A 21707-nucleotide genomic window follows, 5' to 3' on the forward strand; every position below is an offset into this window, starting at 1 on the left:
TTCGTGGCCAGCGCAGCGCGGAGCTGCTCGGTGGCGGTGTTCATGCGATGCCACGCAGTAGCGGGGCGTCATGGTCGAGACGATGGGCTGCGCTTCTCGCGATTGCTTCGTCCATTTCGATCAGGATCGACTGGCGGCCCTCGACCCCTGCGGCAAGCCCTGTGCTGCCACTGCCAGCGAAAGGGTCCAGAACGACGCCTCCCGGGGGGCACGAATAGCGGATCAGTGGCAGGAGCAGCTCGAGGGGCTTCTGGGTCGGGTGAATGGCGCGGCCATGCTCATTGCGGACCTGCATTACGCTGCGCATCAGCCTGGGCCCGCCATCCTCGGAAACGTAGGTAGTCGAGCCAGTGGCGCCGTGCCATTGCGCTGGCTTCTCCTTCTTGCGGACCACTCGGGCACGGGCGTCGTTGGTGAACTGGGTGGCGTGGTAAACGTCTGCCCACGCCCCCCGGTAGAAGAGGACGGCGTGCTCATGGACGCGACGGAACCGGTCATTGTTGAAGCCGGTGCCGTTCTGCTTTTCCCAAACCACGTCCTGGGAGTAGCGGAACCCGTGGGCGGCCATCTCGGCGAACAGGGGCGCCAGGAAGCGCATGGATCCGAAGACCCAGATCGACCCGTTGGGCTTCAAGGCACGGGCTACATGCTCGATCCAGCCAGGGCAGACCGCATCCCATTCCAGCGAGGTATCGCCGTAGGGCGGGTCAGTAATGCAGCAGTCTGCCAATGCCGGGCGCATGGTGGCCAGCACCTCACGGCAGTCTCCGATGTGGATCATGCGAACAGTTCCAGTTGGGCCGGGAGCGCCGGCGAAGAGGTGGCGATGGCCAGCACCGAAGGCTTTACGCGGATCAAGCATTCACCCTCTCCGCGCATCTGCCACGGGCGGCCGGCGATGGGAACAAGGTCGTGGTAGCCACCGCCACCACGCTCCCGGTCTTTGACTTTCACCTGGTAGTAGTCGCGACCACCGAACTGCGTGTGGTGCCCGGGACGTCGCCGCACCGAAACGACAGTGAAAACGGGAATCAGAAGGTGCCACCCGCTGGCCCGCACTTCGTCTTCGTAGTGCCAAGAGCCATCCAGATCGCGGTCCATCGAGAGAACCTGGTCACCCACCGCGAAAGGCTCCAGGCTATCGACATCGCCGTGCGCAGATTTGTGGACCGGCGGGAAGAAGTCGCAGATGGGGAAGAAAAGCCCGCGGCCGTTCGCGTCAGTGAACTGGGCCATGGGGAAGTAGGCAACGGCGATGCCGCCCTCCCGCAACAGGTAGAAGGCGGAACCGCACGGGGTCGGCCCGGCGGCCTCGTGCTTCCGCAGCGACTGGCGCGACCAGCCGCTTTCCAGCAGGTCGAGGACGACACGCTCCGCGAGGTCCATTCCGATCTCCTGGTGCATAACGCGCTCGCGCTGTGCCTCAGCCATGAGCGCACCTCCGCCAGCACCAGCGCAGCCCTGCGCGCGCGGCGCGGTATGCGCGACTGATCGCCCACAGGGTGGCGATGCCGGCCAGGAACCCGATGCCGGCGAACACGTGGACCATTGCAGCGGTGAGCAGCTGGTCAGCCATTGGCGCGATCATGCTGCAGCCTCCATCGGGAATCCGAACAGATCCACCTCCGTGGCAGCAGTCGCTTCCGACGGGCCGGGAGCTGACTCTTGGAGGTCGGCCACCTCCTCCTCCGGGACTACGAAGTCGCAAACCACGATCTCGCAAAGAGGACTGACCCCGTTCCATTCGTCCTGGTAGTAGGCCGTGTCTACGCCGGTGCCGAACTCCATCACGATTCCGGTTTGCTCGCGGAACTTGCGCGGGTTGGCGCCTTCCTTGGAGTTGTACAACCGCTTGCCGGAGTAGGCAAAAGGAGCCGAGCACTGCGGAATGATGAAAGCCCCATACGCGGCCATCCGTGACGCCACCTCGATTGCCTTGTATTCGAAGCTCTTGCCGGTGTACTTGCCATCGAACCCTTCCGCTGCGATGTATCCGAATGGCGGATTGCTTATGGCATAGTTGAACCAGCCGAGGCCAGCGATGAGCGGATCGAAGATGCTGGCGACAATCCACTCTGCCTCCGGCACTACGCGTCGGCCTACGCGGGCGTATTCCGGATTGAACTCGATGCACACAAGGCGGGTTGCTCTGTCACGAACCGCATAGGCAAGGCTGCCAATCCCCGCACACAGATCTACTATCGACCCCTTGCCGATCTCAATGGAAAGGTCGACGGCGAGCCCGCGTGGCGTAAAGAACGCGCCGTGCTGGGAGTTCACGTTCGTGGCCGACTCTTGGAAATTGTCCAGGATGAATTCCCTCTCGTCCTCGAACAGGGGGCGATCCAGATCCACTAGGTCCATAACTTCCTTGTGTGCCTTGATCTGAGCCTTGCTGAGCTTAGCCATTGCCCACCGCCTGGCTGTCGATGAAGTTGTGCAGCCGGTGGCGCTCGTCAATCAGCTTGTACGCGCAGCACTGCGAGTGATGCAGACCATAGTCCGTGAGCAGCGGGAACGCGGCCTTGATCGCCGCGCCCAGGTCCACGGCCTGCGCGGGCTGCTGCGCGGGCGGGGCGTCAAAGAGCGGCACGTACTTACCGTGCAGCTCTACTGCCATTGCAGAAGGAGGGGTGCGGCGAGCCGTCATGGCCACGATGCCCTTATCGAAGAATTTGGCAGGAACCCACGCCACCGGCTCCGTCACCGGCTGGCGGGCGGCGAGGGCTGCTGCCGCGTTGCGCAGCAGGTTTGCAGTTTCCTCGGCCTTGGTGGCGCCGTGCTGCAAGCCAGCAGCTACGTCCTGAGGCTCGTCCGGGGTGTAGCCTTCGCCATTTTCGATGGCTTGTTCGATGCTTTCGCCCGTCTCCCGGTCGCCGGCCGCCATGCGTTCCAGTCCTTCGGCATACGCCAGCAGCTCGGAAGCCAGCACATCCTGACCACCCGGGGAGGGCTGGGCGGAGAGGGCGGCTTGCCATGCGCACCACAGAGCATGCGTGAAACTACTTACGTACTCCCCATCTGCCGCGCGTGCCATCGAGGAGACACGATGCTTGGCCCACGCCTCAAACCGCTCGCGCTCCGAGTTGAGCAACTGCACGCATCCGCCGTGCTTCGCGGTCGCCAGGGTGGCGGGGGTCTTGTCGGTGGTCATGCGCGTGCTCCCTTGTTCGCGGTGCGGCGGCCGTGGCCACCCTCGACCACCTCGCGGCGGGTGATGGTGGATCGGTCGATGGGGCTGTTGCCGAGCTTCTGGACCTTGCCGCCGGAGCGCAGGAACTGCGCCACGTCGTCGGCGATCTCCTGCCGCTGGCGGTTCTTCTCGGCCTGCGTGGCCAGGTCGAAGGTCGGCTGTACGTGGATGTTGGTCATGCGCCTTCTCCCGTGGCCTTGGCGATGGCAGCGCGCAGTGCGGTGATCGCGTCTGCCACTTGCGTTGGGCCACCCTCGATGGTGTCGATAGTTGAAAGCGCGGCCTCCAGCAGCTCCGGCGCGGCAGCGATCAGGCGGGCGTTGGCTTCGGGTGTGCCAAGGTCTGGCGTCGGGTTCTCGGTCGGATCGCCGCCGACGTAGCCGTGGATGATCCTGTAGCGGTCGAACATGGGATGGCAGCTGGCGGGCTGGTTCACGACCTGCACGAACAACTCACCATCTTCCTCTGCAACTTCCCACGGACCCGGCGTGTGCTTACTGCTCATGCAATGCTCCTCATCGGCTCGCGGCGCACAGGCCCGTGCCACAGTTGGACGACGTTGTTGATTTGGACCTGCAACGGATCGGCGCGCAGGGGTTTCAGCGGATCGCGCAGGCGGCGGTCCGTGTTCCGGCACGGCGCGCAGTCGGCCGTGGCCTTGCCGTTCACCAGCGGGAAGAACCGCAGCGGCAGTCGGGCGGCGCACTTCGTGCAGGTTTTCATGGTCGACGCACCTTGATCAGGCTCGCCCAGGTGAGCGGGTGGGCCCGGCGCTTGATCCGCTCGTATGCCGCGTCGTTGGAGATGCCCAGGATCTCGGCCACCTGCGCGGTGGTGTAGCGCTTGCCCTCGATCACGTGGGCGTACAGCTGGGCTCGCGCGAGGCCGGCACGGCGCAGGCATTTGGCGTGGCTGGGGTAGATCGTGACGTCCATCAGGCTGCCTCCTGGTGGTGATCACCAGCGCGCAGGGACTGCTCGAACCCGTCGACCATCTGCCGGAACTGATCCAGGTCGGTGCGCATCTTGGCGATGAACGCCTCGTCGCGGTCGAAGCGGCGCCACCACAGCTGGCGGTTCGCCGAGGCCAGGGCGGGGCAGTACAGGCCGATGTGCCACCACTCGCGGTCGGTCAGCCACATGCAGCCCTGCGCCTGCTCGAACACCTCGCTGGCGTCGTCATCGATGTGGAAGGCGCGCAGCTTCTCCGGGTTGATGAAGCACTTGTATTCACTGCCGCCGGCATCGCCGATGAAACCGTCCGCCGAGCAGCCGTAGTTGCCGCAGTCGCTCAGGACGAACCCGGCGCGCTTCACCAGCAGGCCGGACTGCACCTCATGCTCAGCGCGGGCGAACGGCTCAAGTTCGTGGCCGCGACGCATGGCGTACGTCTCGAAACCTTCGTCCAGCGGCTGCCCGCTGATGCGCTCGACGGCCAAGCGGAACGCGTAGTTCTTCGCTGCCTCGCTGAAATCGCCGATGGGCTCGCCGGCCAGCGCCTTCTCGATGATGGCCGAACGCGGGACTGCGGCATATCCAGCTTCAATGGCGGCGTGCTTGCGATGTACACCGGCCAGCACCGAATCCACGTAGGCGCGCTGCTGGTCGGTCAGCTCGCCAACACGTGAGCGCGCGGTGGCGAACATGCTGGCGGTAATGATGCCGGCGCGGGCGTTGTGCCACGCGTCGCTGCCCTGGTCGCAATGAATCAGTCGCATCCTGCAGCCTCCCTGCGCTCGATGTCGCGGTCGATCAGGTCGGTGACAGTGGGGCGACCATCGTGTTCGACCACCTCCGCGCCTGCCTTCTCGGCCTCAGCCTTCAACGCAACCAGACCGGTCTGGCCGATCATTGCCCGCTGCTCCTTGGTCAACTTCGCCCATGCCTCGCCAAGCGCGTCGACGCCATCGGTCGCGATGTCCTGCAGGCTGGCGTACAGCTCCTGGCGCTCCGGGGTGTCCTCCGGCGGCGGCAAGGCGGCGCGATTGGTGGGCAGCTGCTGGCCTTCGATCACAGCCAGCCCTTCGCCAGCCTCGGTGTTGAGGTGGTGAATCGCCTTGTCCATGCGGTCGGTCTTCGGCCAGTACTTGTAGCCGCGCTTCACCACCGTTTTGCGCGCCATTTCGTGCCAGTCGGTTTTCCAGGGCGACGACTTGCCAGACCTCACTGACTGCGAGCGGCCCATGATCCGGTCAATATCCTCGCGGTCCATGCACTCGGTCAGGTAATCGCCTTCGGGGGTCTTGACCACCACGTATGCGCCGATCACTTCGCCGCGGTCGCGGCTGAAAGGGGCGTGCTTGTGGATGGGCTGCTGGTCAATCCCTACCAGCTCGAACTGATCCTTTTCGTAGACCAGCTTTGCCTGTCCCCAGCGGATCGACCCAGAGTCGATGGCCAGGTCCATCAAGCCCATGTAGCTGATGTCGAGGCAGATCTTGCCGTCGCGTGGTACCAGGTAGGCCTGCTTCTTGGCCGGGTTAAGGCTGATGCCGATGGCCGCGATGTTCACGACCGCATTGATGACCGACTGCCGGTTCTGCATCGCGATCTTCATTGCGTACTCGTTGCCGTACAGCGCCTGCAGGGCGAACTCGGCCTCGCGGTCGAAGTTGATGGACCGGTCAGTCAGCACCGAGGCGAAGGAATCCTTGGTGCCGTAGACCGAATCCTCGATGGTGACGATCTGGTTCATGGCTGCTCTGCTGGTAGGTGGAATGAATGCCGGCATCGTGGAATCCCGGCCGGCGCGGGGCCCGTAAGGGCGGGGGAATGCGTTACGCGGCCAGGTCTTCCTGCTGCGCCGGCGCGCTGGGCGGCGTGAGGGTCAGGCGCACATCACCGCGGCGCCATGCAGAGATCAGCTCGGCGTCTTCGTTCTCGTCCAGCAGCACCGAGACGGTGAAGCCCATGGCCACGCTGCCGCCTTCGAGCGGCTTCCAGGTGATCTTTTTCACCTTGGCGTCGGCGAAGAACACCGGCTCGATGTGGTCCATCAGGGAGCCGATGTTCAGCTCGTAGCCTTCGAACTTGCCGGTGATGTCCTGCTCGCCCAAGAGCGGCAGGTTCAGCGCCACCAGGTCGGTGCTGCCTTCCATCGGCAGCGACTGCTGCTGGCCCTTCTCGGCCTTCTTCCAGAACGCGCGCACGATGTTCGGGTCGATCGTGTCGAGGATCGTGTTCTGGGCGGTCAGGGTGAACTTCAGGTCGGCAGCGGCTGCGTCTTCGTCGCCGTGCTTTTCCTTCCGCAGGTTCAGATGCGAGAACACCGCATCGTGTTGATCGAGTTGGAACATCGGTGGTGCCTCTCGTAGGAGCCGGCCGCGCCGGCGGGAAGGGGGAGCGGTCAGCCACGCACGCTGGTGGTGATCAGCCAGCGGTGCTTGGCTGGCTGGGGCTCGGCTGGGCTGCGGTCGGCCTTGGGCAGCGACATAGCCACCACCAAGGCCAGCAAGAACGCCGACCGAACGCTGTGGGTGCGCGCCCTCATGCCCCGCCGCCTTCGCCCGTGCGGATTGCCCGCATCGCGGTGCGCAGCAGGTCGTTCATCTCGCTGATGGCTGCTGCGGCGCTGCGGCGCCCGCTGAGGAAGTCACGGCGGGCCATGGCAGCAGCGTTGTCTGCGTGGTGCTGGTGGTATCCGAGACGCACAGCCGCACGGCGCACCGCCTCAGCGACTGCAGCGGCGCGCACACGGCGGTAGGGGAAGTGGAGGAGGACGGCGCTCATGCGGCCACCTGCATGGCCTTCAAGGCGCGGTCGGTGTCGTTGGCGCACATCTGCACCCGGGCCAGCGTGTCGGCCTCCAGCAGGCCGCTGCAGGGGCGCATAGCGCGCAGGCGATACAGGGCGTAGTTGTGCCGGCGGTCGGCGGCGCGGCGCTCGCTCATGGCCCATCCGAAGCGACCCTTGCGGTACTTCGCCACCAGCAGCAGCGGGTCGATCAAGCCATCTGCCAGTTCGCCTTCGCCGTTGCAGCGAGAGCAGGGCACGCCCGAATCCCGCTGAGGATCACCGGTGCCGCTGTCGTTGTGGGCGTGCTCGCCGGTACCGTCACAGTCCGGGCAGGTGGCCCAGCCGTTGACCGGATGCAGAGGCAGGCCGCGCTCTTCCCGGCACTCGTCCTGGCACCGCAGGTGCGACCGCAGGCCCAGGTAGCCGGACCGCGTGGTGTTCCTTGGCAGGTTCTCGAACATCTCGGCCTCCGACGTTCCAGCGGGGTGCTGGCGGGTCGGGACCTAGTATGCCTATAGGAATTGGATGGTCAATGCCTATAGGAATACAATTTTGCAGCAGCCGACGAACGGTAGGTGCCGGTTCATCGGAAAGAGCGTGGTTTAGCGGTCGCGGACTTGCTTCAGGATGTTGCCGATAGTGGGACGATCCCGATCAGCTTCCGGGCTCGTTGCGGCCTGGCCAGAGGCAGGTGCAACAAGTGCCCGAAGGAGGGCGTTCGTCTCGTCCTGCTTTTGAACCAGCTGAGCAAGTAGCCGCCGGATGGCAAGAACAGCGAAAGGCACGAAGAGCCAGACAATGGCCATGATCAAGAACAGCACCTGGAGAATCAGGTTCCCCGGTCCAAGAATCGAATCCATGCTTCCTCCATGGCCGGCGACTGGCCGGCCTAAGCCCATCATGCCACCCAGGTGCAGGTGGCGCCCCTGATCAGCCCAACCTCCACGAACGGGACCCCGTCGTGTACCGCCTGTTCCGCTCGCAGGAGGGTCGCGATAAGACCTTCCAGCTCCTCATCAGGTAAGCACTCCAAGACGCCATAGACGTGCATGGTCTCCTGCCGCACCAGCCACCCAAGCTGATATAGGGTCTGGAGGTCGATGATCCTGCGGAGCATCGCATCCCGCCTCGTGGCTGACTCTTTGCGCCTCTCTTCGGGCCGCCGCATCTCATCGGCGATCAACGCTGCAAGCTCGTCACGAAGCAAAGGGTTCATGTTTCCTCCACCGTCATCATTATTCCCGCCAGAAGCGCTTGCACGGTCTGTGGCGTGCTCGCGGCTAATTCCGGATCGTGGGCATAGAGGGTGGCTACCATCCGAGCCTTAAGGCGGGCGGGAATCGTCCGTCCGCTTTGCTCTGCTGCCGCCTCAACCGTTTCGATCAGGGAGGCCAGCTTCGCAGGCTCCAATCCCACAGCCTGAGACGGCTTGCTGGGCCCGTCTGCCTCCAAGTCACGCCAGACCAGGTCGTCCATGGAGACGCCGAAATGGCGTGCCAGCCCTGCAACGGTCGCGTACCCAGGCATCTTGGTCGTGCCGTTGATGATCTTGCTGATTGCCGGCTGCCCGACACCGGCGGCCGTGCTGGCACGGCCTTGGCTGCCCTGTGCCTGAGACGTAGTCAGGTGGCGCAGATTCTTGATGAGAAAGTCCATGCGGGAAGGTTCGCGTCTACCGTTCGTCAGGTCGAATGCCTATAGGCATTGAATGTGCTTGACCGACACATTCCTATAGGCATACTTGGCGCATGAACCCATCCGCCGCCATTGAGCTTCTGAGGGACGCCGGCATGACCGAACAGGCCATTGGGGCCAAGGTCGGTGCCGGGCAGTCGACGATCAACAAGATTCGCCGCGGCCAGATGCAGCCCACCTACGAGGTGGGGCGTGCGCTGGTCGAGTTGGCCGTCGCGGCTCGCCGCAGACAGGCGCGACGTAAGCAGGTCCCAAGTTGACATGAACGGTCAACGCCCGCCGCACGGGAAGTGCACCACTTCCCCCAGCGCCATCCGTGGCGCTCGGCGGGGCTGGCGCAGGCACCGCACCACATCCCGGCCTTTGATCCTCCGCACCGCGTACGACCTACCGCCCATGTGCACCAGTCGAACCACGTTCGGCGCCCACAGCAGCCTTTCTTCCTTCTTCGCTCGCTTCTCCATGCCGCGCATCTTGCGCCGGCGTCGTAACGCAAACCACGTTCACCGAGACCGCCCATGAACATCACAGACGCCGCACACAAGACCGTGAAGGACTACCCCGGTGGTAGTGAAGCGCTGGCCGTCCGCATCGGCATGTCCGCTGCGGTGCTGCGCAACAAGGTCAATCCGAACAACAACACGCATCACCTGACCCTGGCCGAGGCCAGCGAGATCATGGGCGTGACCGGTGACGACCGGATTCTGCACGCACTGGCCGCCGAGCATGGCTATGTCCTGCGCCGCACTGAGGGCTCGCCGGGCGGCAGCGTGGTGACGGCGCTGCTGGCGGTGGCTGCGCGTCAGGGCAACCTCGCGCAGGCCGTCTCCGAGTCGCTGGAGGACGGGAAGATCTCGCAGAACGAAGCCAGCGAGATCGGGCGCCTCTGCGCATCCATCCAGGCCGACGCTGCAGACCTTGCCCAGCGTGCGCACGTTGCAGCGAGGACGGTGGCATGAAGCGCCAACACGATTCCATCGCCCATGCCATCTGGCTTGTCAGGCAGCGCTGGCACATCGCCGGCTGCCTGCCGCTGCTGCGGGGTGCGTGATGAGCACCGATGCCCGCCTGAGCGTCGGCCTTCCGGGCCACCCGAAGACGAAGAAGCTGATCCGCCGTCTGAATGCCTCGGCTGGCTGGTCGCTGGTGTGCCTGATCCTGTGGGCCCGTGCAAATCGTCCCGACGGTGATCTCTCTGGCATGTCGGCCGAAGACATCGAACTGGCAGCCGACTGGACTGGCGAGAACGATGCGTTCGTGCGTGAGCTTGCCTCCGTCGGATTCCTGGATGGCGTGGAAGGGGACTACCAACTGCACGACTGGGCTGATCACCAGCCGTGGTCGGCAGGGTCGGATCTGCGTTCACTCAAGGCGAAATGGAACGCGGTGAAGCGTCACCACGGAGAATCAGAGGCTGATCGGCAGGTTCCAGAATATGCACGGATTCGTGCTGCAAACGCCGATTCGGATGCTGGTAGCAAGAAAAGTGATGCTACTAGCAATGCTGGCAGCAGTGATGCAGCAATGCGTCCAGCAGCTTCTAGCAATGCTCCGTCTCCGTCTCCGTCTCCGTCTCCAAAAGAAGAAGAGCCCCCCCATACCCCCCCGGCTACCGCCGAGGGGGCGAAGCCCGGCCGTCGTAAGCGGGAGAAGATCACCTTCGCCGCGTTCCTCGACCTGTGCCTGGAAGCGGGGGAGTCGGCCATCCCGAGGACCGATCCGATCTTCACGTTTGCCAAGGATACGGGGATCCCGAAGGATTTCCTGCACCTGGCATGGCGCGAGTTCGCTGCCCGGCATCGCGAAAGCGGCCGGATGCAGAAGGATTGGCGCGCACACTTCCGAGACGCGGTGCGCCGCAACTGGTTCAAGCTCTGGTGGTTCCCGGCAACCGGGCCCTGCGAGCTGACGACGGCGGGTGTGCAGCTGGCCCGAGAGCGCGACGCAGAGCGCGCCCGTGAGCAGGATCAGGAGCAGGCCGCATGAGCGCCCAGCCTGTCTACCGCGACGACTACGCCTACCTGCCGGTGCCGCCGCACTCGATCGACGCTGAGCAGGCGGTGCTGGGTGGCCTCATGCTGGCACCAGAAGCGCTACGGGAAGTCCGCGATCTGCTGACAGAGCAGAATTTCTATCGTCGCGACCACCAGCTGATCTGGCAGGCCATCTGTGACCTTGCCGACCGCGAGCAGCCGTTCGACGCGGTGCTGCTGGCCAACTGGTTCGAGAACCAGGGGAAGCTGGAGATGGTCGCCAACGGCTCCTACCTGGTCGAGTTGGCCTGCACCACGCCGTCGGCGGCAAACATCCGTGGCTACGCCGAGGTCGTGAGGAACAAGGCACTGCTGCGTGGCGTGATTGAGCGTGCCACCGAGATCACCAACGACGCCTACGGCACTGCTGACGAGGATGCCGACGCACTGGTGGCCAGCGCCACTGCGGCGTTCGCCAACCTGAGCGTGCAGTCTGGGGGCACCGGTGGTCTGGTGCTGGTGCGCAGCGATCTGCAGGGCATGTGGGAGGAAATGGAAGCCCGCTACGAAGGCACTGCCGACCTGGGTCTCGTTCCGCCGTGGCAGAACGTTGCCAGGAAGCTGCCAGGGCTGGAGCCGACCGACCTGATGATCCTTGCGGCACGGCCGTCCATGGGCAAGACCGCGAACATGCTTGAGTGGGTTTACAGCGTTGCCGATCAGGGCAAGAACGCTGCAGTGTTCAGTCTGGAAATGAGCCGGCGCCAGCTGCTCGCGAGGCTCATGAGCATGCACTCGGGTGTCCCGCTCTCGCGTATGCGGGTAAAGGGCGAGCTGACCGACGACGACTGGCACAAGCTCAGCATCGCCAGGAACTACCTGCACAGCTTGCCACTGGCGATCGACGACTGTGGCTCGCTGCCGGTGGATTCGCTGGTGGCGCGCGCGTCGCGGATGCACGCCAAGGTCAAGGGCGGCTTGGGCGTGGTCGCGGTCGACTACCTGCAGCTGCTGTCGGGTCAGGCCAAGGCAGGAAACCGCACCGAGGAGGTGTCCTACATCTCCCGAACGCTGAAGAAGCTGGCCAAGACGCTGGGATGTCCGGTGATCGCACTGTCGCAGCTCAACCGGAGCGTCGAGACGCGCACCGACAAGCGGCCAGTGATGGCGGACCTACGTGAGTCCGGCGGCATCGAGCAGGACGCCGACGTGATCGCCTTCATCTACCGCGACGACTACTACACCAAGGACGCCTGCGGCGCCCCGGGCATCTCGGAATTCATCCTGGCCAAGAACCGCCAGGGCGAGACCGGTACCGCTTACCTGCGTCACCACCTGGAGTGCAGCCGGTTCGAGAACTACCACGGCGAGAAGCCGAACTACACGCCCAAGGCAGTGGTTCGGGACACCGCTGGAGACGATGACGGCGGCTTCGATGCCCCGGCCGGCCATCGTCGAAGTGGCAAGGATCGAGCTGCAGGAGACCGAGCATGACCCTCACTGCTGCAGCAAAGAAGATCCGCGCCAAGCGCGCGCGCCGCCCGATCTACATGGTCGTGACCAAGCTGATCGATCCGGCAACCGGTGAACTGGTCGGCGCACTGGTTCCGGCACATGAGGTAGACCAGCGCCTGCTGCGAGAGCGCAAATTCAAGGTGGGTCGCGAGGTGCGCGCGGAACTGAAGCAGCCGCGCGAGGGCTGGCAGCATCGCCTGGTGCACAAGATCGGCCAGCTGATGGTCGACAACGTCGAGGGGTGGGAACAGCTCGGCAGCCACGACGCAGTGAAGCGTCTACAGCGCGAGTCCGGCACTTGCTGCGAGGAAATGGAGATCGATGTCCCCGGCGTCGGCCGCCTGATGGTGAAGCAGGCCGAGAGCCTGTCGTTCGACGAAATGGAACAGGACCGATTCCAGGTCCTGTTCGATGGAATCACTGAGCACATCGGCCGCCACTACACCCACGTGATGCTCGACGAAGTGCGCGCGGAGTTCTGGGAAATGGCTGGGCAGAACAGGAGGGTGGCGTGATGGAACGTTCATTCCGACAAAGTGCTGAGGAAGGCTTCAACTCGCTCGCTGGCGTCTCGGCATTCCTTCTGTGCGAACACCAATGTTTCGATGAACTGGTCGTTGTCGGTGATAGCCAAGGAGCCATTTCGGATAAGGTCCTGCGCTTCCTCAAACAGGTTGATCGCGGTGAAGCCTGGTCCGCCAGCGCGGTTGTCGAGGAGGTGCATCTCGCTCTCCATATCCCTCAGATCGTCTGGGACGCGAAGGACCTGCATGCTTCCGGACCGATAGGCCCCGCGGTATCCCTGCGCTTCTTCGATCTGCTTGGAGATCAGCCGATCAAAGCGGTCGAGGATTCGATTGGCTCGGACGTGCCTACCAATCTTGTCCCGATAGTCCCGCTCTGCCAGGTCTCGGCGCGAAGCCCGCTGCTGCCACCACGCAATGACAATTGCGGCAATGATCGCAAGCACACTGCCAACCGCCTGAACCCATGCAGCCTGCACTTCGGGCTTCATCACGCACCAGCCAATCCATCCGCAATCCATGCCAGCCCCCTGTGTCATTGGAGGAAAGCATGAAGCGCGGCCGCTCAACGGGCAACCCTACGGCCGCTCAGCGGCAGCGTATGGACGCTATCGCCGAGATCGGCTGCATCGTTGCCCACAGCCTGGGGATCGACCTGGGAGACATGCCGATCCCCGCCGAGGTGCATCACCTGACGGTCGGCGGCAAGCACGGGGCCAAGCGCCGGGGACACGACTTCACTGTCGGCCTTAACCCATGGTCCCACCGTGGAGAGCCGTTCTGCGGATGGTCGGCGGCTCGTTGCGAGGAGCTGTTTGGTCCGTCCTACGCCCGTCAACCCCGCAAGTTCCGCCAGGAGATCGGCAGCGACGACTACCTGCTGGATCTGCAGAACACCCTGATCGAAAAGCACATGAAGGAGGGCAGCCCATGGCGAGCCGACTGACTTTCGGTATTGACCCCGGCCTGACGGGCGCCATCGTGACGCTGCTGGATGGCGAGCCCGGCCCGATGGTCGACATGCCCGTGATGGACGGGGAAGTGGACGCGCGCGCCGTCGCCGCTTTCCTCCGGCAGCAGCGAGAAGCCAACCCTGGCGCAGTGATTGCCGTGGCGCTGGAGCGGATCCATGCCCGGCCGATGCGGAACGACGAGGGAAAGGCCATCGAGGGTTCGGTGGCCAGGCACAACCTTGCGGAGGGCTTCGGCCAGTTGAAGGCGACGGTGCGGCTGCTGGGCATCCACCTGGTGCTGGTGCAGCCGTCGGTGTGGAAGCGGCGTTTCGACCTGTCGGGAAAGGGCAAGGACGCTGGCCGAGTGCTGGCGATCCAGCGATTCCCGGCGGCGGCGGTGCAGTTGCAGCGGAAGAAGGACAACGGCCGAGCCGATGCGCTGCTGATCGGCCTGTACGGCGACAGCCTGCTGAGGGGCGGCGCATGACCACAGCTGAGGCCCGCACGCGGAAGCGATACAACGCCTACCTGCGCCGGCACGGCGTGTGCGCCGTCTGCACCATGCGCGAGCGCGGCAGCAGCCCGGCGCACTGCCAGCGCCGGCCGGACCGGCAGGGGAGCTGCGACACCGACGGCCTGCTGCCGGTGTTCCGATTCGACGAGAACGTACTGAAGGGGATGCGCGATGGCGACCGATGACAACTTGACGGCGCAGCTGCGTGCCTGGGGTTTCGCCCAGGCCAATCGGTTCGCGCTCACCTACGCCGACCGGAGCACGCACGTGCTGGAGAAGGCGCGCGACATGGCGCCAGGCACCCGCGAACGGGCCCTGCGCGACTTGGTGGGGCGGGACGGATCCAGCCGCCGGCGCTTCATGGCCGAGCGGAGCGGGGTGCAGGGCCTGGCGATGCTGCCGACATGGGCCGTGGACCCGATCCGGTCCAGTAACGACGCCGACAAGCCCCACGATAACCCCGAGATCGCGGTCGACGTGGGTATCCCGGACGAACTGCGCTGGGTCGACCGGGCGCTCGCCTCGATGATGCGGCAGCATCCGCTGCGCGCCCTGGTGCTGCACACCGAGTACACGGTGTCGGCCAGTCAGGCGGTGAAGGCTCGCATGGTGGCGGAGAAGTACGGCGGTACGCTTTCGGTCTGGCAGTACCGCCGGGAGCTTCAGCGTGGGGTCGACTGGCTTACTGGGTCTCAGGCGGCGTAAACGCCCATCGCCTTTGCGATCCGCTCAGCTTCCGCATCTGCGGCATCCTCGGAAGCGAAATACTCGGTAAGTGCGTAGCCGTTGACGATCACGTGCACTTGATACTGGATGCTTCCAACGCTGCCGCTATTGATCACGTCGCTGACGGCGCTGATGTGATCGACACGGATGGAGTAATTGCCGAACGAAACGAAGCGGATTGGTGAAGTCACAGGAGTCTCCTAAATGGACCTGTGTTGATACGCTGTTGGATGGGGTATTGACAAGTTGCACAAGCGGGACCACCATTTCTGCAACTGTCAAGAATTGTCCCTGAAGCCCCGGCCCTGCGTCGGGGCTTCTGCGTTTCCGGGGCACCACCTACGCCCGTCAACCCTTACCGGACACACCACACCGCCCTGAAATTCCGGGCTGCGGTGGCGGGCACCTTTTCGGAAAACCCCTATGAGCCAGTTCGACCAGATCATCGACCGGGTGCTGGCCCATGAGGGCGGCTACGTCAACGACCCGCGCGACCCAGGCGGCGAAACCCGGTGGGGCATCAGCAAGCGGTCGTATCCGCAGCTCAACATCCGTGCGCTGACCCGGCCGGATGCCGTGGCCATCTACCGCCGGGACTTCTGGCAGCGGGTGAGCGGCGACCAGCTGCCGAAGGCCTTCGCCTTCCAGGCACTGGACGCAGCGGTCAACCACGGCATCGGCAACGCCGTCCGATGGATCCAACGGGCTGCCGGCGTGGCGGACGATGGGATCATCGGCCCCCGCACCTTGGCCGCGGTGGCTGCAGCCGACCCAGCCGACCTGGTGCTGCTGTTCAACGCTGAGCGCCTGGAGTTCTACGCCAAGCTGGGTACGTTCGACACCTTCGGCCGCGGCTGGACCCGGCGTGTGGCCGGCAACCTGCGGTACGCCGCCAAGGACAACTGATGCCGGCGGCCAAGGCCAAGGCTGCCAAGCTCTCGCCGGTCAGCCAGCTGCAGGGCGTGCTGGTGGTGCTGGAAAGCCGCAAGGCCAAGAACCCCACCGCTGAGCTGCTGACCGCCATCCGCGAGATGGTGAGCGACGCGCTGGCGGTGCTCCAGGAGCCGGACCCGACCAAGCAGCGGATCGCGTTCGTGCTGCTGGCGGTCCAGCAGTCCACCCAGGTCGCCATCAAGGTCGTGCGGGGCAAGCGCCTCACCCGCGTGACCATCGTCGACCAGCAGCTCTATCACTGGGCGCTGGAGGAAATCCACGCACTGGCAGGTGCCGCATGACCTTCGCAACACGCAACGTGGGCGCGGCCAGGGCTGGCATCGCGATCCTGATCCTGTTCCTGATCGGCATGGGCATGGCCGCAATGCTGGCGGTGGCCATCCCCGAGGGAAACAAGGACGCCTTCCTCATGCTCATCGGCGGGCTGAACACGGCCATGGGCGGAATCATCCAGTTCTACTTCAACATTGGCCGCCGCGGCGCAGGAGCCTGACGTGAATCGGACCGTGATCGTGGTGCTGGTGTTCGTCGCCTGGTCGGCCGGCATGTTCGGTGCTGGCTGGGCGTGGCGCGGCGATCGCGCCGAGGGCACTGAAGCCCGGCAGCAGGCCAGCGCCAGTGCCGCCCAGGTGCAGCAGGTCAACCAGACCCGTGTCACCGAGCACAACCAGGCCGCAGCGCTGGCCACCATCGGAGCCAAGCATGAAGAAGACCGGACTGCGGCCGAGGCCGTCCCTGCTGCTGTTGTGGCTGACCTGCGCACTGGCAACCTCCAGCTGCGCGACGACCTCGCCACCTGCAGCACCAGCCTCCTGTCCCAAGCTATCGCCGGCACCATCGAACGTGATGCGCACGCCGAACTACGAGCAGAGGTTGCGGGAGCTGTTGTTCAAGTCGGCCGAGACGCAGACGACCACGTCCGCGCCAGCCAAGCCGTCATCGCAGCAGACCGTGCCGAGGTGACGCCGTGAGCCTCGCCGACCGCCTGCGCCGCATCGAGCAGCAGCAGGAAGAGCAGCGCCTGGCCACCGCCCGTGTGGAAGGCAAGCTCGACACACTGCTGGAAGCGCTGGCTGCCGAAGGCGAGGAAGAGCAGGACGAACCGACCCGCAGCCTGGACGGTGAGCTGGTGCCCGGCGAGCGGGACCAGTCGCAGAGCTTGGGCTGATGGCTCGCGTCACCACGCTGGCCCCGCGCATCGCCAGCGCACCCAGCAGATTGAAGCCCACCGCACCGGTGGTGCCGACGTATGGGAAGGGCAGAGGCGGCAGGCCATGGCGCAGGAAGAGGGATGCCGTCATGCAGCGAGACCATTACCTGTGCCAGCCCTGCAAGCAGCGGGGAAGGATCACGGAAGCCACTGAGGTGGATCACATCGTCAACGTGGCCGAAGGCGGCAGCGACGACGACACGAACCTGCAGGCCATCTGCACCGAATGCCATGGGCTGAAGACCCAGGCAGAGGCACGACGTGGAGCCGCAAGGCGGTGAGTGTGGAACCCAACAGGGTGAACGCGAAGCTGAACGGCGAAACCGTGGAACATGAATGACGAACATGAACGTGAAACATGAACGGGGGGGGTAACTTCGATTTTTCGGTCGAGGGGTCGGACACCCGCCGCCCACTCATTCAGAGGTTTTTTTCTCGCCCCGGAGATTTCACCGGAGCGCCTTTCGCAGCAATTAACGGCTGACCCGACATGGCACGACCCGCACACAAGCCGACCAAGGCCACGCAGCTGAAGGTCGCCGTCGCTGCCGGTGGCGGCATGCGGCACGAAGAGATCGCCAACGCGCTGGGCATCACCATTCCAACCCTGCGCAAGCACTACGCCACCGAGCTTTCCTCGGGCGCGTCCCTGAAGCGAATGGAGGTCCTTGCGGTGGCCTTCCGGTCGGCAACCAAGAAGGGCAACACGTCGGCCGCCAGGCTGTACCTGCAGCACTCCCCGGAGTTTGAAGTGGCGCCGGCAGCGCCCGAGCAGCAGGAGCCGGAAGCGCCGAAGCCGGAAGGGAAGAAGGCGCTGGCCAACGCGAAGGCGGTGGGGGCTGAGGTCGGTACCGGGTGGGAAGGGCTGCTGGGCGAGAACGTCACACCCATCCATCGGGCAGCGGGTAAGTGAGCTGGGACCTCTCCTGCCGGGACTGGTGGGAGCGTCTTCAGGCCGGTCAGGTCCCGGTCGGCAACCTGCCGCTGTGGACCGGCCAGGCCGAGCGCGCTGCTGCCATCTTTGGCCGTCTGCGGCTGGCCGATGTGCCGGGCACGCCGACGGTGGCCGAAGCAGGCGGTGAGTGGTTCCAGGAGGTGGTCCGGTGCATGTTCGGTGCGGTGGATCCGGCGACCGGACAGCGCGAGATTCGCGACCTGTTCGCCCTGGTGCCGAAGAAGAACGCGAAGACTACGTTCGGCGCCTTGGGCATGGTCACCGCGGTGCTGCTCAACAAGCGCCCGCGTGCCACGTTCCTGATGACGGCACCGGTGCAAGACACGGCGCAGCTGGCGTTCGACGCCGCCGCCGGCGCGATTGAGCTGGACCCGGTGCTGGATGCCAAGTTCCACATCCGCCACCACCTGAAGACGATCATCCACCGCGAGACGAAGGCCTCGCTGGAGATCATGACGTTTGACCCCGGCGTGCTCACCGGCATCAAGGTGTCCGGCGGTGCGCTGATCGATGAGCTGCACGTCTGCGCGAAGAAGTCGAAGGCGCCGCAGGCACTGCGACAGATCCGCGGCGGCATGGTGCCGTACCCGGAAGCGTTCCTGTGGTTCATCACCACGCAGAGCGACGAACAGCCCGTCGGGGTGTTCGCCGATGAGCTTCAGAAGGCCCGCGACATCCGCGACGGAAAGCGGGTGGGCAAGATGCTGCCGGTGCTGTTCGAGTTCCCGCAGGAGCTGCAGGAGTCGAAGGATCAACGCTGGAAGGACCCTCAGCTGTGGCCGCTGCTGAACCCCAACATCGGCCGGGCCATCACCCTGGAGCGCATGGTCGAGGAGTTCGACGACGCGGTCGGTACCAGTGAGGCAGAGCTACGCAGCTGGGCCTCGCAGCACCTCAACGTGCAGATCGGCGTGGCACTGCACCAGGGCAGCTGGGCCGGTGCCGAGTTCTGGGAAGGGCAGGCGGACAAGCGGATCACCTTGGACGGAATGATCAGCCGTTGCGATGCGATCACGGTCGGTATCGATGGCGGCGGACTGGATGACCTGCTCGGCCTGTCGTTCTGCGGCAGGGACAAGCACACGAAGCGGAAGCTGCTGCTGAGCCGGGCATTCGCCCATCCCAAGGCGTTGAAGCGCCGGAAGAGCGAAGAGACACGCTACGAAGATTTCAAGGCTGACGGTCACCTGCTGATCGGCGCTGAGGAAGAAGAAGGCGCTACGGACCTGCGCGAGATGGCGGCGATGGTGAAGCGGGTGGCCAAGGCCCGGCTGCTGGCCGGCATCGGCGTCGATCCCTCTGGCCTGGGCACGGTGCTGGACGCACTGGCGGCCGAGAAGATCGACGCCGAGCTGATCGTCGGCATCCGGCAGGGCTGGCAGCTGACCGGCACGTGCAAGGTGTTCGAGCGTTGGCTGGCTGATGGCCTGCTGACGCATGACGGCTCGCGGCTGATGGACTGGTGCGTGGGCAATGCCAAGGTCGAGGCGTCGAAGAACGCGCTGTACGTGACCAAGGCGGCCAGCGGGGTCGGGAAAATCGATCCCCTGATGGCGGCGATGAACGCCGTCGAGCTGATGTCTCGGAACCCCGAGCCGCAGAACAAGAAACTCGTCCTCATGACCTTGGGTGGAGCCCGATGAACAACGAGAACCGCGCCTACAGCTTGCTGGAGGTGAAGAACTACGACGACGACCTGCAGGTGATCACCGGCCTGGCCACCACGCCGGAGCCGGATCGCTATGGCGATATCGTTGAGCCGCTGGGTGCCAAGTTCGCCGCCGAGCTGCCGCTGCTGTGGCAGCATCGCCACGACAGCCCGGTCGGCATCGTGAAGTTCGGCAAGCCGACGGCCAAGGGCATCCCGTTCACCGCCAGCGTGGCGAAGATCGCGACGCCTGGCGCGCTGAAGGATCTCTGCGACCTCGCCTGGCAGTCGGTGAAGGAACAACTGGTGCGCGGCGTGTCGATCGGCTTCCGCGCGCTGGAGTACAGCTACATGGAAGGCGGCGGCATCCGGTTCACCGAGACCGAGATCTACGAGCTTTCCCTGGTCACCATCCCGGCCAACGCCGCGGCGACCATCCAGACGATCAAGGCCATGGATACCGGCGCCCGGCGCCCAGTGAACTATGGCGTTCCGCTCATCCAGCGCAAGGCGGCACCGGTCGAACGACCGGCCGACGGCGCGGTGAAGTTGCTGCACTGAAGCACCGGGCCTGACGGCCCTGCGGGGTGGAACCCGCCTCCCATCATCTGCAGGCACTGCCCGGCGTGGAACCCGGGCCGAACGGCTGCGCCTACGAAAGAGAACCGAAAAATGAACATCGCAGAACAGCTGGAGAAGCTCCGCGCAACCCGTGCCGAGCTGGAAAAGCAGCTCTCCGCCGTCATGAAGAAGCCGGCCGACGAGCAGCGCTCGCTGAACACCGGCGAGCAGGAAGAATTCGACTCGCTGAAGAGCCAGATCACCTCGATCGATGGCGACATCGAGCGCTACGAGCACCTGCAGGCGATCCAGGCAAAGTCGGCCACCGCTGTTGCGACCATCGTCAAGGCGCAGGGTTCGGCAACCGTCGGCGCCGAAGGCCTCACGCTGGAACCGGCTCAGCTGAAGACGTTGGACAAGACCGATGCTGGCATCGGCTTCGCCCGTATGGCGCGCTGCCTGGCCGTGTCGCATGTGCACCACCAGAATCCGCTGGATGTGGCGCGCGCGATCTATCCGAACGATGAGCGCCTGCACGGCATCATCCAGGAGAAGGCCGCTGTGCAGGCTGCCAGCACCGGCAATGCGACCTGGGCCGGCAACCTGATCACCGACGGTGGCGTGGCCTTCGCGGACTTCGTAGAGTGGCTGCGCCCGCGCTCGCTGCTTGGCCAGGTCACCGACCGCCTTCGCAACCTTCCGTTCGATACCCCGGTGCTGGTGCAGGGTTCGGCCGCCACGGCGAAGTGGGTCAAGGAAGGCGCCGCGAAGCCGCTGACCAAGTGGTCGTACACCCGGGCGAAGCTGACCCCGTTGAAGGTTGCTGCGATCGCCGCTGCCACCAAGGAAACGATGATGCGCGCCACGCCCGCGGCCGATGCGCTGCTGCGCGATGAGCTTGGCCGATCGGTCAACCAGGCAATCGACACGCAGTTCATCGATCCGGACGCGGCGGCCGTGGCCGATGAGGCGCCCGCGTCGATCTTGAACGGCGTGCCTGCGACCACAGTCCCGGCGGGTAGCGACCCGGATTCGATCCGGGCCGGCGCTGCGGCGCTGATGAATGCGATTGCCGGTTCCAACCTGTCGCTGGCTGGCTCGTTCTGGGCCATGTCGGAGCGCACTGCGATCGCGCTGTCGCTGATGACGAACCCGCTGGGTGCATCGGAGTTCCCGGGCATCAGCTTCACCGGAGGGACGTTCCTCAGTCTGCCGGCGTTCGTTTCGGCCTACGTGCCGGACGACGAGGACGGTGCCGTCATCGCGCTGATCAAGGGCGATGAGATCTTCCTGGGCGACGAAGGTGGCCTGCAGGTCTCGATGTCGGATCAGGCGTCGCTGGTGATGGATGACGCCCCGACCATGAACAGCACGACCCCGACCGCGCAGCAGGTCGTGTCCCTGTGGCAGACCAACAGCGTGGCCTTCCTGGTGGAGCGCTTCATCAACTGGCAGCGTCGTCGCGCACAGGCCGTCGCCTGGGCCCGCGTGAACTGGGGCAGCGGTTCGGTTCCGTCCAGCTCGTAACCGACACGTGGCGGGGCCTTCGGGC

At 65.0% G+C, this 21707-nt stretch carries 38 protein-coding genes; 19 read left to right on the forward strand and 19 right to left on the reverse strand.

What is annotated here, in order from left to right; genetic code table 11:
* Positions 1-40: 40 nt before the first annotated feature.
* The 17 genes from LC407_RS05455 to LC407_RS05535 form a co-directional block, all read right to left on the reverse strand.
* Entirely contained in the window at positions 41-781 is a 741-nt protein-coding gene (locus tag LC407_RS05455; protein ID WP_223482331.1) for a site-specific DNA-methyltransferase, read from the reverse strand.
* A complete protein-coding gene (locus LC407_RS05460) occupies positions 778-1431 on the reverse strand; it encodes a hypothetical protein (RefSeq protein ID WP_223482332.1) in 654 nt (217 codons plus the stop codon). Before LC407_RS05460 ends, LC407_RS05455 begins: the two co-directional genes overlap by 4 nt.
* Entirely contained in the window at positions 1424-1588 is a 165-nt protein-coding gene (locus tag LC407_RS05465; protein ID WP_223482333.1) for a hypothetical protein, read from the reverse strand. Before LC407_RS05465 ends, LC407_RS05460 begins: the two co-directional genes overlap by 8 nt.
* Positions 1585-2409: a hypothetical protein gene (locus LC407_RS05470; protein WP_223482334.1), complete on the reverse strand. Its 825-nt coding sequence runs from the start codon at positions 2407-2409 to the stop codon at positions 1585-1587. Before LC407_RS05470 ends, LC407_RS05465 begins: the two co-directional genes overlap by 4 nt.
* Positions 2402-3154 (reverse strand): hypothetical protein, encoded by a 753-nt coding sequence (locus tag LC407_RS05475; protein WP_223482335.1) that lies wholly within the window; start codon positions 3152-3154, stop codon positions 2402-2404. Before LC407_RS05475 ends, LC407_RS05470 begins: the two co-directional genes overlap by 8 nt.
* Complete coding sequence (locus LC407_RS05480) at positions 3151-3372, reverse strand: hypothetical protein (protein ID WP_223482336.1); 222 nt, start codon at positions 3370-3372, stop codon at positions 3151-3153. Before LC407_RS05480 ends, LC407_RS05475 begins: the two co-directional genes overlap by 4 nt.
* The gene (locus LC407_RS05485; RefSeq protein WP_223482337.1) at positions 3369-3698 is read right to left on the reverse strand and encodes a hypothetical protein; all 330 of its coding nucleotides are present in this window, start codon (positions 3696-3698) and stop codon (positions 3369-3371) included. Before LC407_RS05485 ends, LC407_RS05480 begins: the two co-directional genes overlap by 4 nt.
* Complete coding sequence (locus LC407_RS05490; RefSeq protein WP_223482338.1) at positions 3695-3916, reverse strand: hypothetical protein; 222 nt, start codon at positions 3914-3916, stop codon at positions 3695-3697. Before LC407_RS05490 ends, LC407_RS05485 begins: the two co-directional genes overlap by 4 nt.
* Positions 3913-4128 (reverse strand): hypothetical protein, encoded by a 216-nt coding sequence (locus LC407_RS05495; protein WP_223482339.1) that lies wholly within the window; start codon positions 4126-4128, stop codon positions 3913-3915. The genes LC407_RS05490 and LC407_RS05495 overlap by 4 nt, the downstream gene beginning before the upstream one ends.
* Positions 4128-4910, reverse strand: coding sequence for a lambda exonuclease family protein (locus LC407_RS05500; protein WP_223482340.1), 783 nt, complete (start codon positions 4908-4910; stop codon positions 4128-4130). The genes LC407_RS05495 and LC407_RS05500 overlap by 1 nt, the downstream gene beginning before the upstream one ends.
* Positions 4901-5887, reverse strand: coding sequence for a recombinase RecT (locus tag LC407_RS05505; protein WP_223482341.1), 987 nt, complete (start codon positions 5885-5887; stop codon positions 4901-4903). The genes LC407_RS05500 and LC407_RS05505 overlap by 10 nt, the downstream gene beginning before the upstream one ends.
* An 82-nt stretch (positions 5888-5969) precedes the next feature.
* Entirely contained in the window at positions 5970-6488 is a 519-nt protein-coding gene (locus tag LC407_RS05510; RefSeq protein WP_223482342.1) for a hypothetical protein, read from the reverse strand.
* A 190-nt stretch (positions 6489-6678) separates the two neighbouring features.
* A complete protein-coding gene (locus LC407_RS05515) occupies positions 6679-6921 on the reverse strand; it encodes a hypothetical protein (RefSeq protein WP_223482343.1) in 243 nt (80 codons plus the stop codon).
* Positions 6918-7388: a hypothetical protein gene (locus tag LC407_RS05520; RefSeq protein ID WP_223482344.1), complete on the reverse strand. Its 471-nt coding sequence runs from the start codon at positions 7386-7388 to the stop codon at positions 6918-6920. Before LC407_RS05520 ends, LC407_RS05515 begins: the two co-directional genes overlap by 4 nt.
* A gap of 141 nt (positions 7389-7529) precedes the next feature.
* Positions 7530-7787, reverse strand: coding sequence for a hypothetical protein (locus LC407_RS05525; RefSeq protein ID WP_180853708.1), 258 nt, complete (start codon positions 7785-7787; stop codon positions 7530-7532).
* A 38-nt stretch (positions 7788-7825) separates the two neighbouring features.
* Positions 7826-8143, reverse strand: coding sequence for a hypothetical protein (locus LC407_RS05530; protein WP_180853707.1), 318 nt, complete (start codon positions 8141-8143; stop codon positions 7826-7828).
* Positions 8140-8583 (reverse strand): helix-turn-helix transcriptional regulator, encoded by a 444-nt coding sequence (locus LC407_RS05535; protein ID WP_223482345.1) that lies wholly within the window; start codon positions 8581-8583, stop codon positions 8140-8142. The genes LC407_RS05530 and LC407_RS05535 overlap by 4 nt, the downstream gene beginning before the upstream one ends.
* A gap of 134 nt (positions 8584-8717) precedes the next feature.
* On the opposite strand from LC407_RS05535, the gene LC407_RS05540 reads away from it, so the two are divergent.
* The 5 genes from LC407_RS05540 to LC407_RS05560 all read left to right on the forward strand — a co-directional run bounded on the left by LC407_RS05540 (position 8718) and on the right by LC407_RS05560 (position 12625).
* Positions 8718-8882 (forward strand): hypothetical protein, encoded by a 165-nt coding sequence (locus LC407_RS05540; protein ID WP_223482346.1) that lies wholly within the window; start codon positions 8718-8720, stop codon positions 8880-8882.
* 258 nt (positions 8883-9140) lie between these two features.
* Positions 9141-9581, forward strand: coding sequence for a phage regulatory CII family protein (locus LC407_RS05545; RefSeq protein ID WP_088470460.1), 441 nt, complete (start codon positions 9141-9143; stop codon positions 9579-9581).
* A 91-nt stretch (positions 9582-9672) separates the two neighbouring features.
* Positions 9673-10608, forward strand: a complete 936-nt coding sequence (locus LC407_RS05550; protein WP_223482347.1) for a hypothetical protein — start codon at positions 9673-9675, stop codon at positions 10606-10608.
* Positions 10605-12089, forward strand: a complete 1485-nt coding sequence (gene dnaB, locus LC407_RS05555; protein ID WP_223482348.1) for a replicative DNA helicase — start codon at positions 10605-10607, stop codon at positions 12087-12089. Before LC407_RS05550 ends, dnaB begins: the two co-directional genes overlap by 4 nt.
* Positions 12086-12625: a hypothetical protein gene (locus tag LC407_RS05560; protein WP_223482349.1), complete on the forward strand. Its 540-nt coding sequence runs from the start codon at positions 12086-12088 to the stop codon at positions 12623-12625. Before dnaB ends, LC407_RS05560 begins: the two co-directional genes overlap by 4 nt.
* Positions 12626-12633: 8 nt before the next feature.
* On the opposite strand, the gene LC407_RS05565 is transcribed toward LC407_RS05560, so the two are convergent.
* Positions 12634-13125, reverse strand: a complete 492-nt coding sequence (locus LC407_RS05565; protein WP_223482350.1) for a hypothetical protein — start codon at positions 13123-13125, stop codon at positions 12634-12636.
* A 59-nt stretch (positions 13126-13184) separates the two neighbouring features.
* On the opposite strand from LC407_RS05565, the gene LC407_RS05570 reads away from it, so the two are divergent.
* The 4 genes from LC407_RS05570 to LC407_RS05585 are packed head-to-tail and all read left to right on the forward strand — an operon-like array spanning position 13185 to position 14806.
* Positions 13185-13580 carry a Ref family recombination enhancement nuclease gene (locus tag LC407_RS05570; RefSeq protein ID WP_223482351.1) on the forward strand — a complete coding sequence of 132 codons (396 nt, stop codon included), beginning with the start codon at positions 13185-13187 and terminating at the stop codon, positions 13578-13580.
* A complete protein-coding gene (locus LC407_RS05575) occupies positions 13565-14074 on the forward strand; it encodes a hypothetical protein (RefSeq protein WP_223482352.1) in 510 nt (169 codons plus the stop codon). Before LC407_RS05570 ends, LC407_RS05575 begins: the two co-directional genes overlap by 16 nt.
* On the forward strand, positions 14071-14286 hold the full coding sequence (locus LC407_RS05580) for a hypothetical protein (protein ID WP_223482353.1): 216 nt from the start codon (positions 14071-14073) through the stop codon (positions 14284-14286). Before LC407_RS05575 ends, LC407_RS05580 begins: the two co-directional genes overlap by 4 nt.
* Positions 14273-14806, forward strand: a complete 534-nt coding sequence (locus LC407_RS05585) for a hypothetical protein (protein ID WP_223482354.1) — start codon at positions 14273-14275, stop codon at positions 14804-14806. The genes LC407_RS05580 and LC407_RS05585 overlap by 14 nt, the downstream gene beginning before the upstream one ends.
* On the opposite strand, the gene LC407_RS05590 is transcribed toward LC407_RS05585, so the two are convergent.
* Positions 14794-15018 (reverse strand): hypothetical protein, encoded by a 225-nt coding sequence (locus LC407_RS05590; protein ID WP_223482355.1) that lies wholly within the window; start codon positions 15016-15018, stop codon positions 14794-14796. The two genes, LC407_RS05585 and LC407_RS05590, sit on opposite strands and share 13 nt — an antisense overlap.
* A 232-nt stretch (positions 15019-15250) precedes the next feature.
* Between LC407_RS05590 and LC407_RS05595 the strand changes: the two genes are divergently transcribed.
* From LC407_RS05595 to LC407_RS05640, 10 genes are all read left to right on the forward strand, one after another.
* On the forward strand, positions 15251-15733 hold the full coding sequence (locus LC407_RS05595) for a glycosyl hydrolase 108 family protein (protein ID WP_223482356.1): 483 nt from the start codon (positions 15251-15253) through the stop codon (positions 15731-15733).
* Positions 15733-16062: a hypothetical protein gene (locus tag LC407_RS05600; RefSeq protein WP_223482357.1), complete on the forward strand. Its 330-nt coding sequence runs from the start codon at positions 15733-15735 to the stop codon at positions 16060-16062. The genes LC407_RS05595 and LC407_RS05600 overlap by 1 nt, the downstream gene beginning before the upstream one ends.
* On the forward strand, positions 16059-16274 hold the full coding sequence (locus tag LC407_RS05605) for a hypothetical protein (RefSeq protein ID WP_049464547.1): 216 nt from the start codon (positions 16059-16061) through the stop codon (positions 16272-16274). Before LC407_RS05600 ends, LC407_RS05605 begins: the two co-directional genes overlap by 4 nt.
* A 1-nt stretch (position 16275) precedes the next feature.
* The gene (locus tag LC407_RS05610) at positions 16276-16752 is read left to right on the forward strand and encodes a lysis system i-spanin subunit Rz (protein WP_223482358.1); all 477 of its coding nucleotides are present in this window, start codon (positions 16276-16278) and stop codon (positions 16750-16752) included.
* A complete protein-coding gene (locus LC407_RS05615; protein WP_223482359.1) occupies positions 16749-16949 on the forward strand; it encodes a hypothetical protein in 201 nt (66 codons plus the stop codon). Before LC407_RS05610 ends, LC407_RS05615 begins: the two co-directional genes overlap by 4 nt.
* A complete protein-coding gene (locus tag LC407_RS05620) occupies positions 16949-17272 on the forward strand; it encodes an HNH endonuclease signature motif containing protein (protein WP_223482360.1) in 324 nt (107 codons plus the stop codon). Before LC407_RS05615 ends, LC407_RS05620 begins: the two co-directional genes overlap by 1 nt.
* Positions 17273-17481: 209 nt before the next feature.
* The gene (locus tag LC407_RS05625; RefSeq protein ID WP_223482361.1) at positions 17482-17904 is read left to right on the forward strand and encodes a hypothetical protein; all 423 of its coding nucleotides are present in this window, start codon (positions 17482-17484) and stop codon (positions 17902-17904) included.
* Positions 17901-19589: a terminase TerL endonuclease subunit gene (locus LC407_RS05630; protein ID WP_223482362.1), complete on the forward strand. Its 1689-nt coding sequence runs from the start codon at positions 17901-17903 to the stop codon at positions 19587-19589. Before LC407_RS05625 ends, LC407_RS05630 begins: the two co-directional genes overlap by 4 nt.
* Positions 19586-20155 carry an HK97 family phage prohead protease gene (locus tag LC407_RS05635; protein ID WP_223482363.1) on the forward strand — a complete coding sequence of 190 codons (570 nt, stop codon included), beginning with the start codon at positions 19586-19588 and terminating at the stop codon, positions 20153-20155. Before LC407_RS05630 ends, LC407_RS05635 begins: the two co-directional genes overlap by 4 nt.
* 111 nt (positions 20156-20266) lie before the next feature.
* Complete coding sequence (locus tag LC407_RS05640; RefSeq protein ID WP_223482364.1) at positions 20267-21682, forward strand: phage major capsid protein; 1416 nt, start codon at positions 20267-20269, stop codon at positions 21680-21682.
* The last annotated feature ends 25 nt before the right edge of the window (positions 21683-21707 follow it).

Origin of the sequence: Stenotrophomonas sp. OVS01A (genome assembly GCF_019969775.1) — a bacterium.
Lineage (GTDB): Bacteria > Pseudomonadota > Gammaproteobacteria > Xanthomonadales > Xanthomonadaceae > Stenotrophomonas > Stenotrophomonas indicatrix.

Bases quoted from the DNA above. Each gene is read 5' to 3' on its own strand.
- LC407_RS05565 (WP_223482350.1), bottom strand. From the start codon at position 13,125: ATGAAGCCCGAAGTGCAGGCTGCATGGGTTCAGGCGGTTGGCAGTGTG.
- LC407_RS05635 (WP_223482363.1), top strand. From the start codon at position 19,586: ATGAACAACGAGAACCGCGCCTACAGCTTGCTGGAGGTGAAGAACTAC.
- LC407_RS05600 (WP_223482357.1), top strand. From the start codon at position 15,733: ATGCCGGCGGCCAAGGCCAAGGCTGCCAAGCTCTCGCCGGTCAGCCAG.
- LC407_RS05585 (WP_223482354.1), top strand. From the start codon at position 14,273: ATGGCGACCGATGACAACTTGACGGCGCAGCTGCGTGCCTGGGGTTTC.
- LC407_RS05560 (WP_223482349.1), top strand. From the start codon at position 12,086: ATGACCCTCACTGCTGCAGCAAAGAAGATCCGCGCCAAGCGCGCGCGC.
- LC407_RS05640 (WP_223482364.1), top strand. From the start codon at position 20,267: ATGAACATCGCAGAACAGCTGGAGAAGCTCCGCGCAACCCGTGCCGAG.
- LC407_RS05580 (WP_223482353.1), top strand. From the start codon at position 14,071: ATGACCACAGCTGAGGCCCGCACGCGGAAGCGATACAACGCCTACCTG.
- LC407_RS05525 (WP_180853708.1), bottom strand. From the start codon at position 7,787: ATGGATTCGATTCTTGGACCGGGGAACCTGATTCTCCAGGTGCTGTTC.
- dnaB (WP_223482348.1), top strand. From the start codon at position 10,605: ATGAGCGCCCAGCCTGTCTACCGCGACGACTACGCCTACCTGCCGGTG.
- LC407_RS05530 (WP_180853707.1), bottom strand. From the start codon at position 8,143: ATGAACCCTTTGCTTCGTGACGAGCTTGCAGCGTTGATCGCCGATGAG.
- LC407_RS05620 (WP_223482360.1), top strand. From the start codon at position 16,949: ATGGCTCGCGTCACCACGCTGGCCCCGCGCATCGCCAGCGCACCCAGC.
- LC407_RS05475 (WP_223482335.1), bottom strand. From the start codon at position 3,154: ATGACCACCGACAAGACCCCCGCCACCCTGGCGACCGCGAAGCACGGC.
- LC407_RS05550 (WP_223482347.1), top strand. From the start codon at position 9,673: ATGAGCACCGATGCCCGCCTGAGCGTCGGCCTTCCGGGCCACCCGAAG.
- LC407_RS05570 (WP_223482351.1), top strand. From the start codon at position 13,185: ATGAAGCGCGGCCGCTCAACGGGCAACCCTACGGCCGCTCAGCGGCAG.
- LC407_RS05515 (WP_223482343.1), bottom strand. From the start codon at position 6,921: ATGAGCGCCGTCCTCCTCCACTTCCCCTACCGCCGTGTGCGCGCCGCT.
- LC407_RS05540 (WP_223482346.1), top strand. From the start codon at position 8,718: ATGACCGAACAGGCCATTGGGGCCAAGGTCGGTGCCGGGCAGTCGACG.
- LC407_RS05465 (WP_223482333.1), bottom strand. From the start codon at position 1,588: ATGATCGCGCCAATGGCTGACCAGCTGCTCACCGCTGCAATGGTCCAC.
- LC407_RS05480 (WP_223482336.1), bottom strand. From the start codon at position 3,372: ATGACCAACATCCACGTACAGCCGACCTTCGACCTGGCCACGCAGGCC.
- LC407_RS05545 (WP_088470460.1), top strand. From the start codon at position 9,141: ATGAACATCACAGACGCCGCACACAAGACCGTGAAGGACTACCCCGGT.
- LC407_RS05605 (WP_049464547.1), top strand. From the start codon at position 16,059: ATGACCTTCGCAACACGCAACGTGGGCGCGGCCAGGGCTGGCATCGCG.
- LC407_RS05510 (WP_223482342.1), bottom strand. From the start codon at position 6,488: ATGTTCCAACTCGATCAACACGATGCGGTGTTCTCGCATCTGAACCTG.
- LC407_RS05575 (WP_223482352.1), top strand. From the start codon at position 13,565: ATGGCGAGCCGACTGACTTTCGGTATTGACCCCGGCCTGACGGGCGCC.
- LC407_RS05485 (WP_223482337.1), bottom strand. From the start codon at position 3,698: ATGAGCAGTAAGCACACGCCGGGTCCGTGGGAAGTTGCAGAGGAAGAT.
- LC407_RS05490 (WP_223482338.1), bottom strand. From the start codon at position 3,916: ATGAAAACCTGCACGAAGTGCGCCGCCCGACTGCCGCTGCGGTTCTTC.
- LC407_RS05500 (WP_223482340.1), bottom strand. From the start codon at position 4,910: ATGCGACTGATTCATTGCGACCAGGGCAGCGACGCGTGGCACAACGCC.
- LC407_RS05595 (WP_223482356.1), top strand. From the start codon at position 15,251: ATGAGCCAGTTCGACCAGATCATCGACCGGGTGCTGGCCCATGAGGGC.
- LC407_RS05520 (WP_223482344.1), bottom strand. From the start codon at position 7,388: ATGTTCGAGAACCTGCCAAGGAACACCACGCGGTCCGGCTACCTGGGC.
- LC407_RS05455 (WP_223482331.1), bottom strand. From the start codon at position 781: ATGATCCACATCGGAGACTGCCGTGAGGTGCTGGCCACCATGCGCCCG.
- LC407_RS05460 (WP_223482332.1), bottom strand. From the start codon at position 1,431: ATGGCTGAGGCACAGCGCGAGCGCGTTATGCACCAGGAGATCGGAATG.
- LC407_RS05625 (WP_223482361.1), top strand. From the start codon at position 17,482: ATGGCACGACCCGCACACAAGCCGACCAAGGCCACGCAGCTGAAGGTC.
- LC407_RS05470 (WP_223482334.1), bottom strand. From the start codon at position 2,409: ATGGCTAAGCTCAGCAAGGCTCAGATCAAGGCACACAAGGAAGTTATG.
- LC407_RS05495 (WP_223482339.1), bottom strand. From the start codon at position 4,128: ATGGACGTCACGATCTACCCCAGCCACGCCAAATGCCTGCGCCGTGCC.
- LC407_RS05535 (WP_223482345.1), bottom strand. From the start codon at position 8,583: ATGGACTTTCTCATCAAGAATCTGCGCCACCTGACTACGTCTCAGGCA.
- LC407_RS05505 (WP_223482341.1), bottom strand. From the start codon at position 5,887: ATGAACCAGATCGTCACCATCGAGGATTCGGTCTACGGCACCAAGGAT.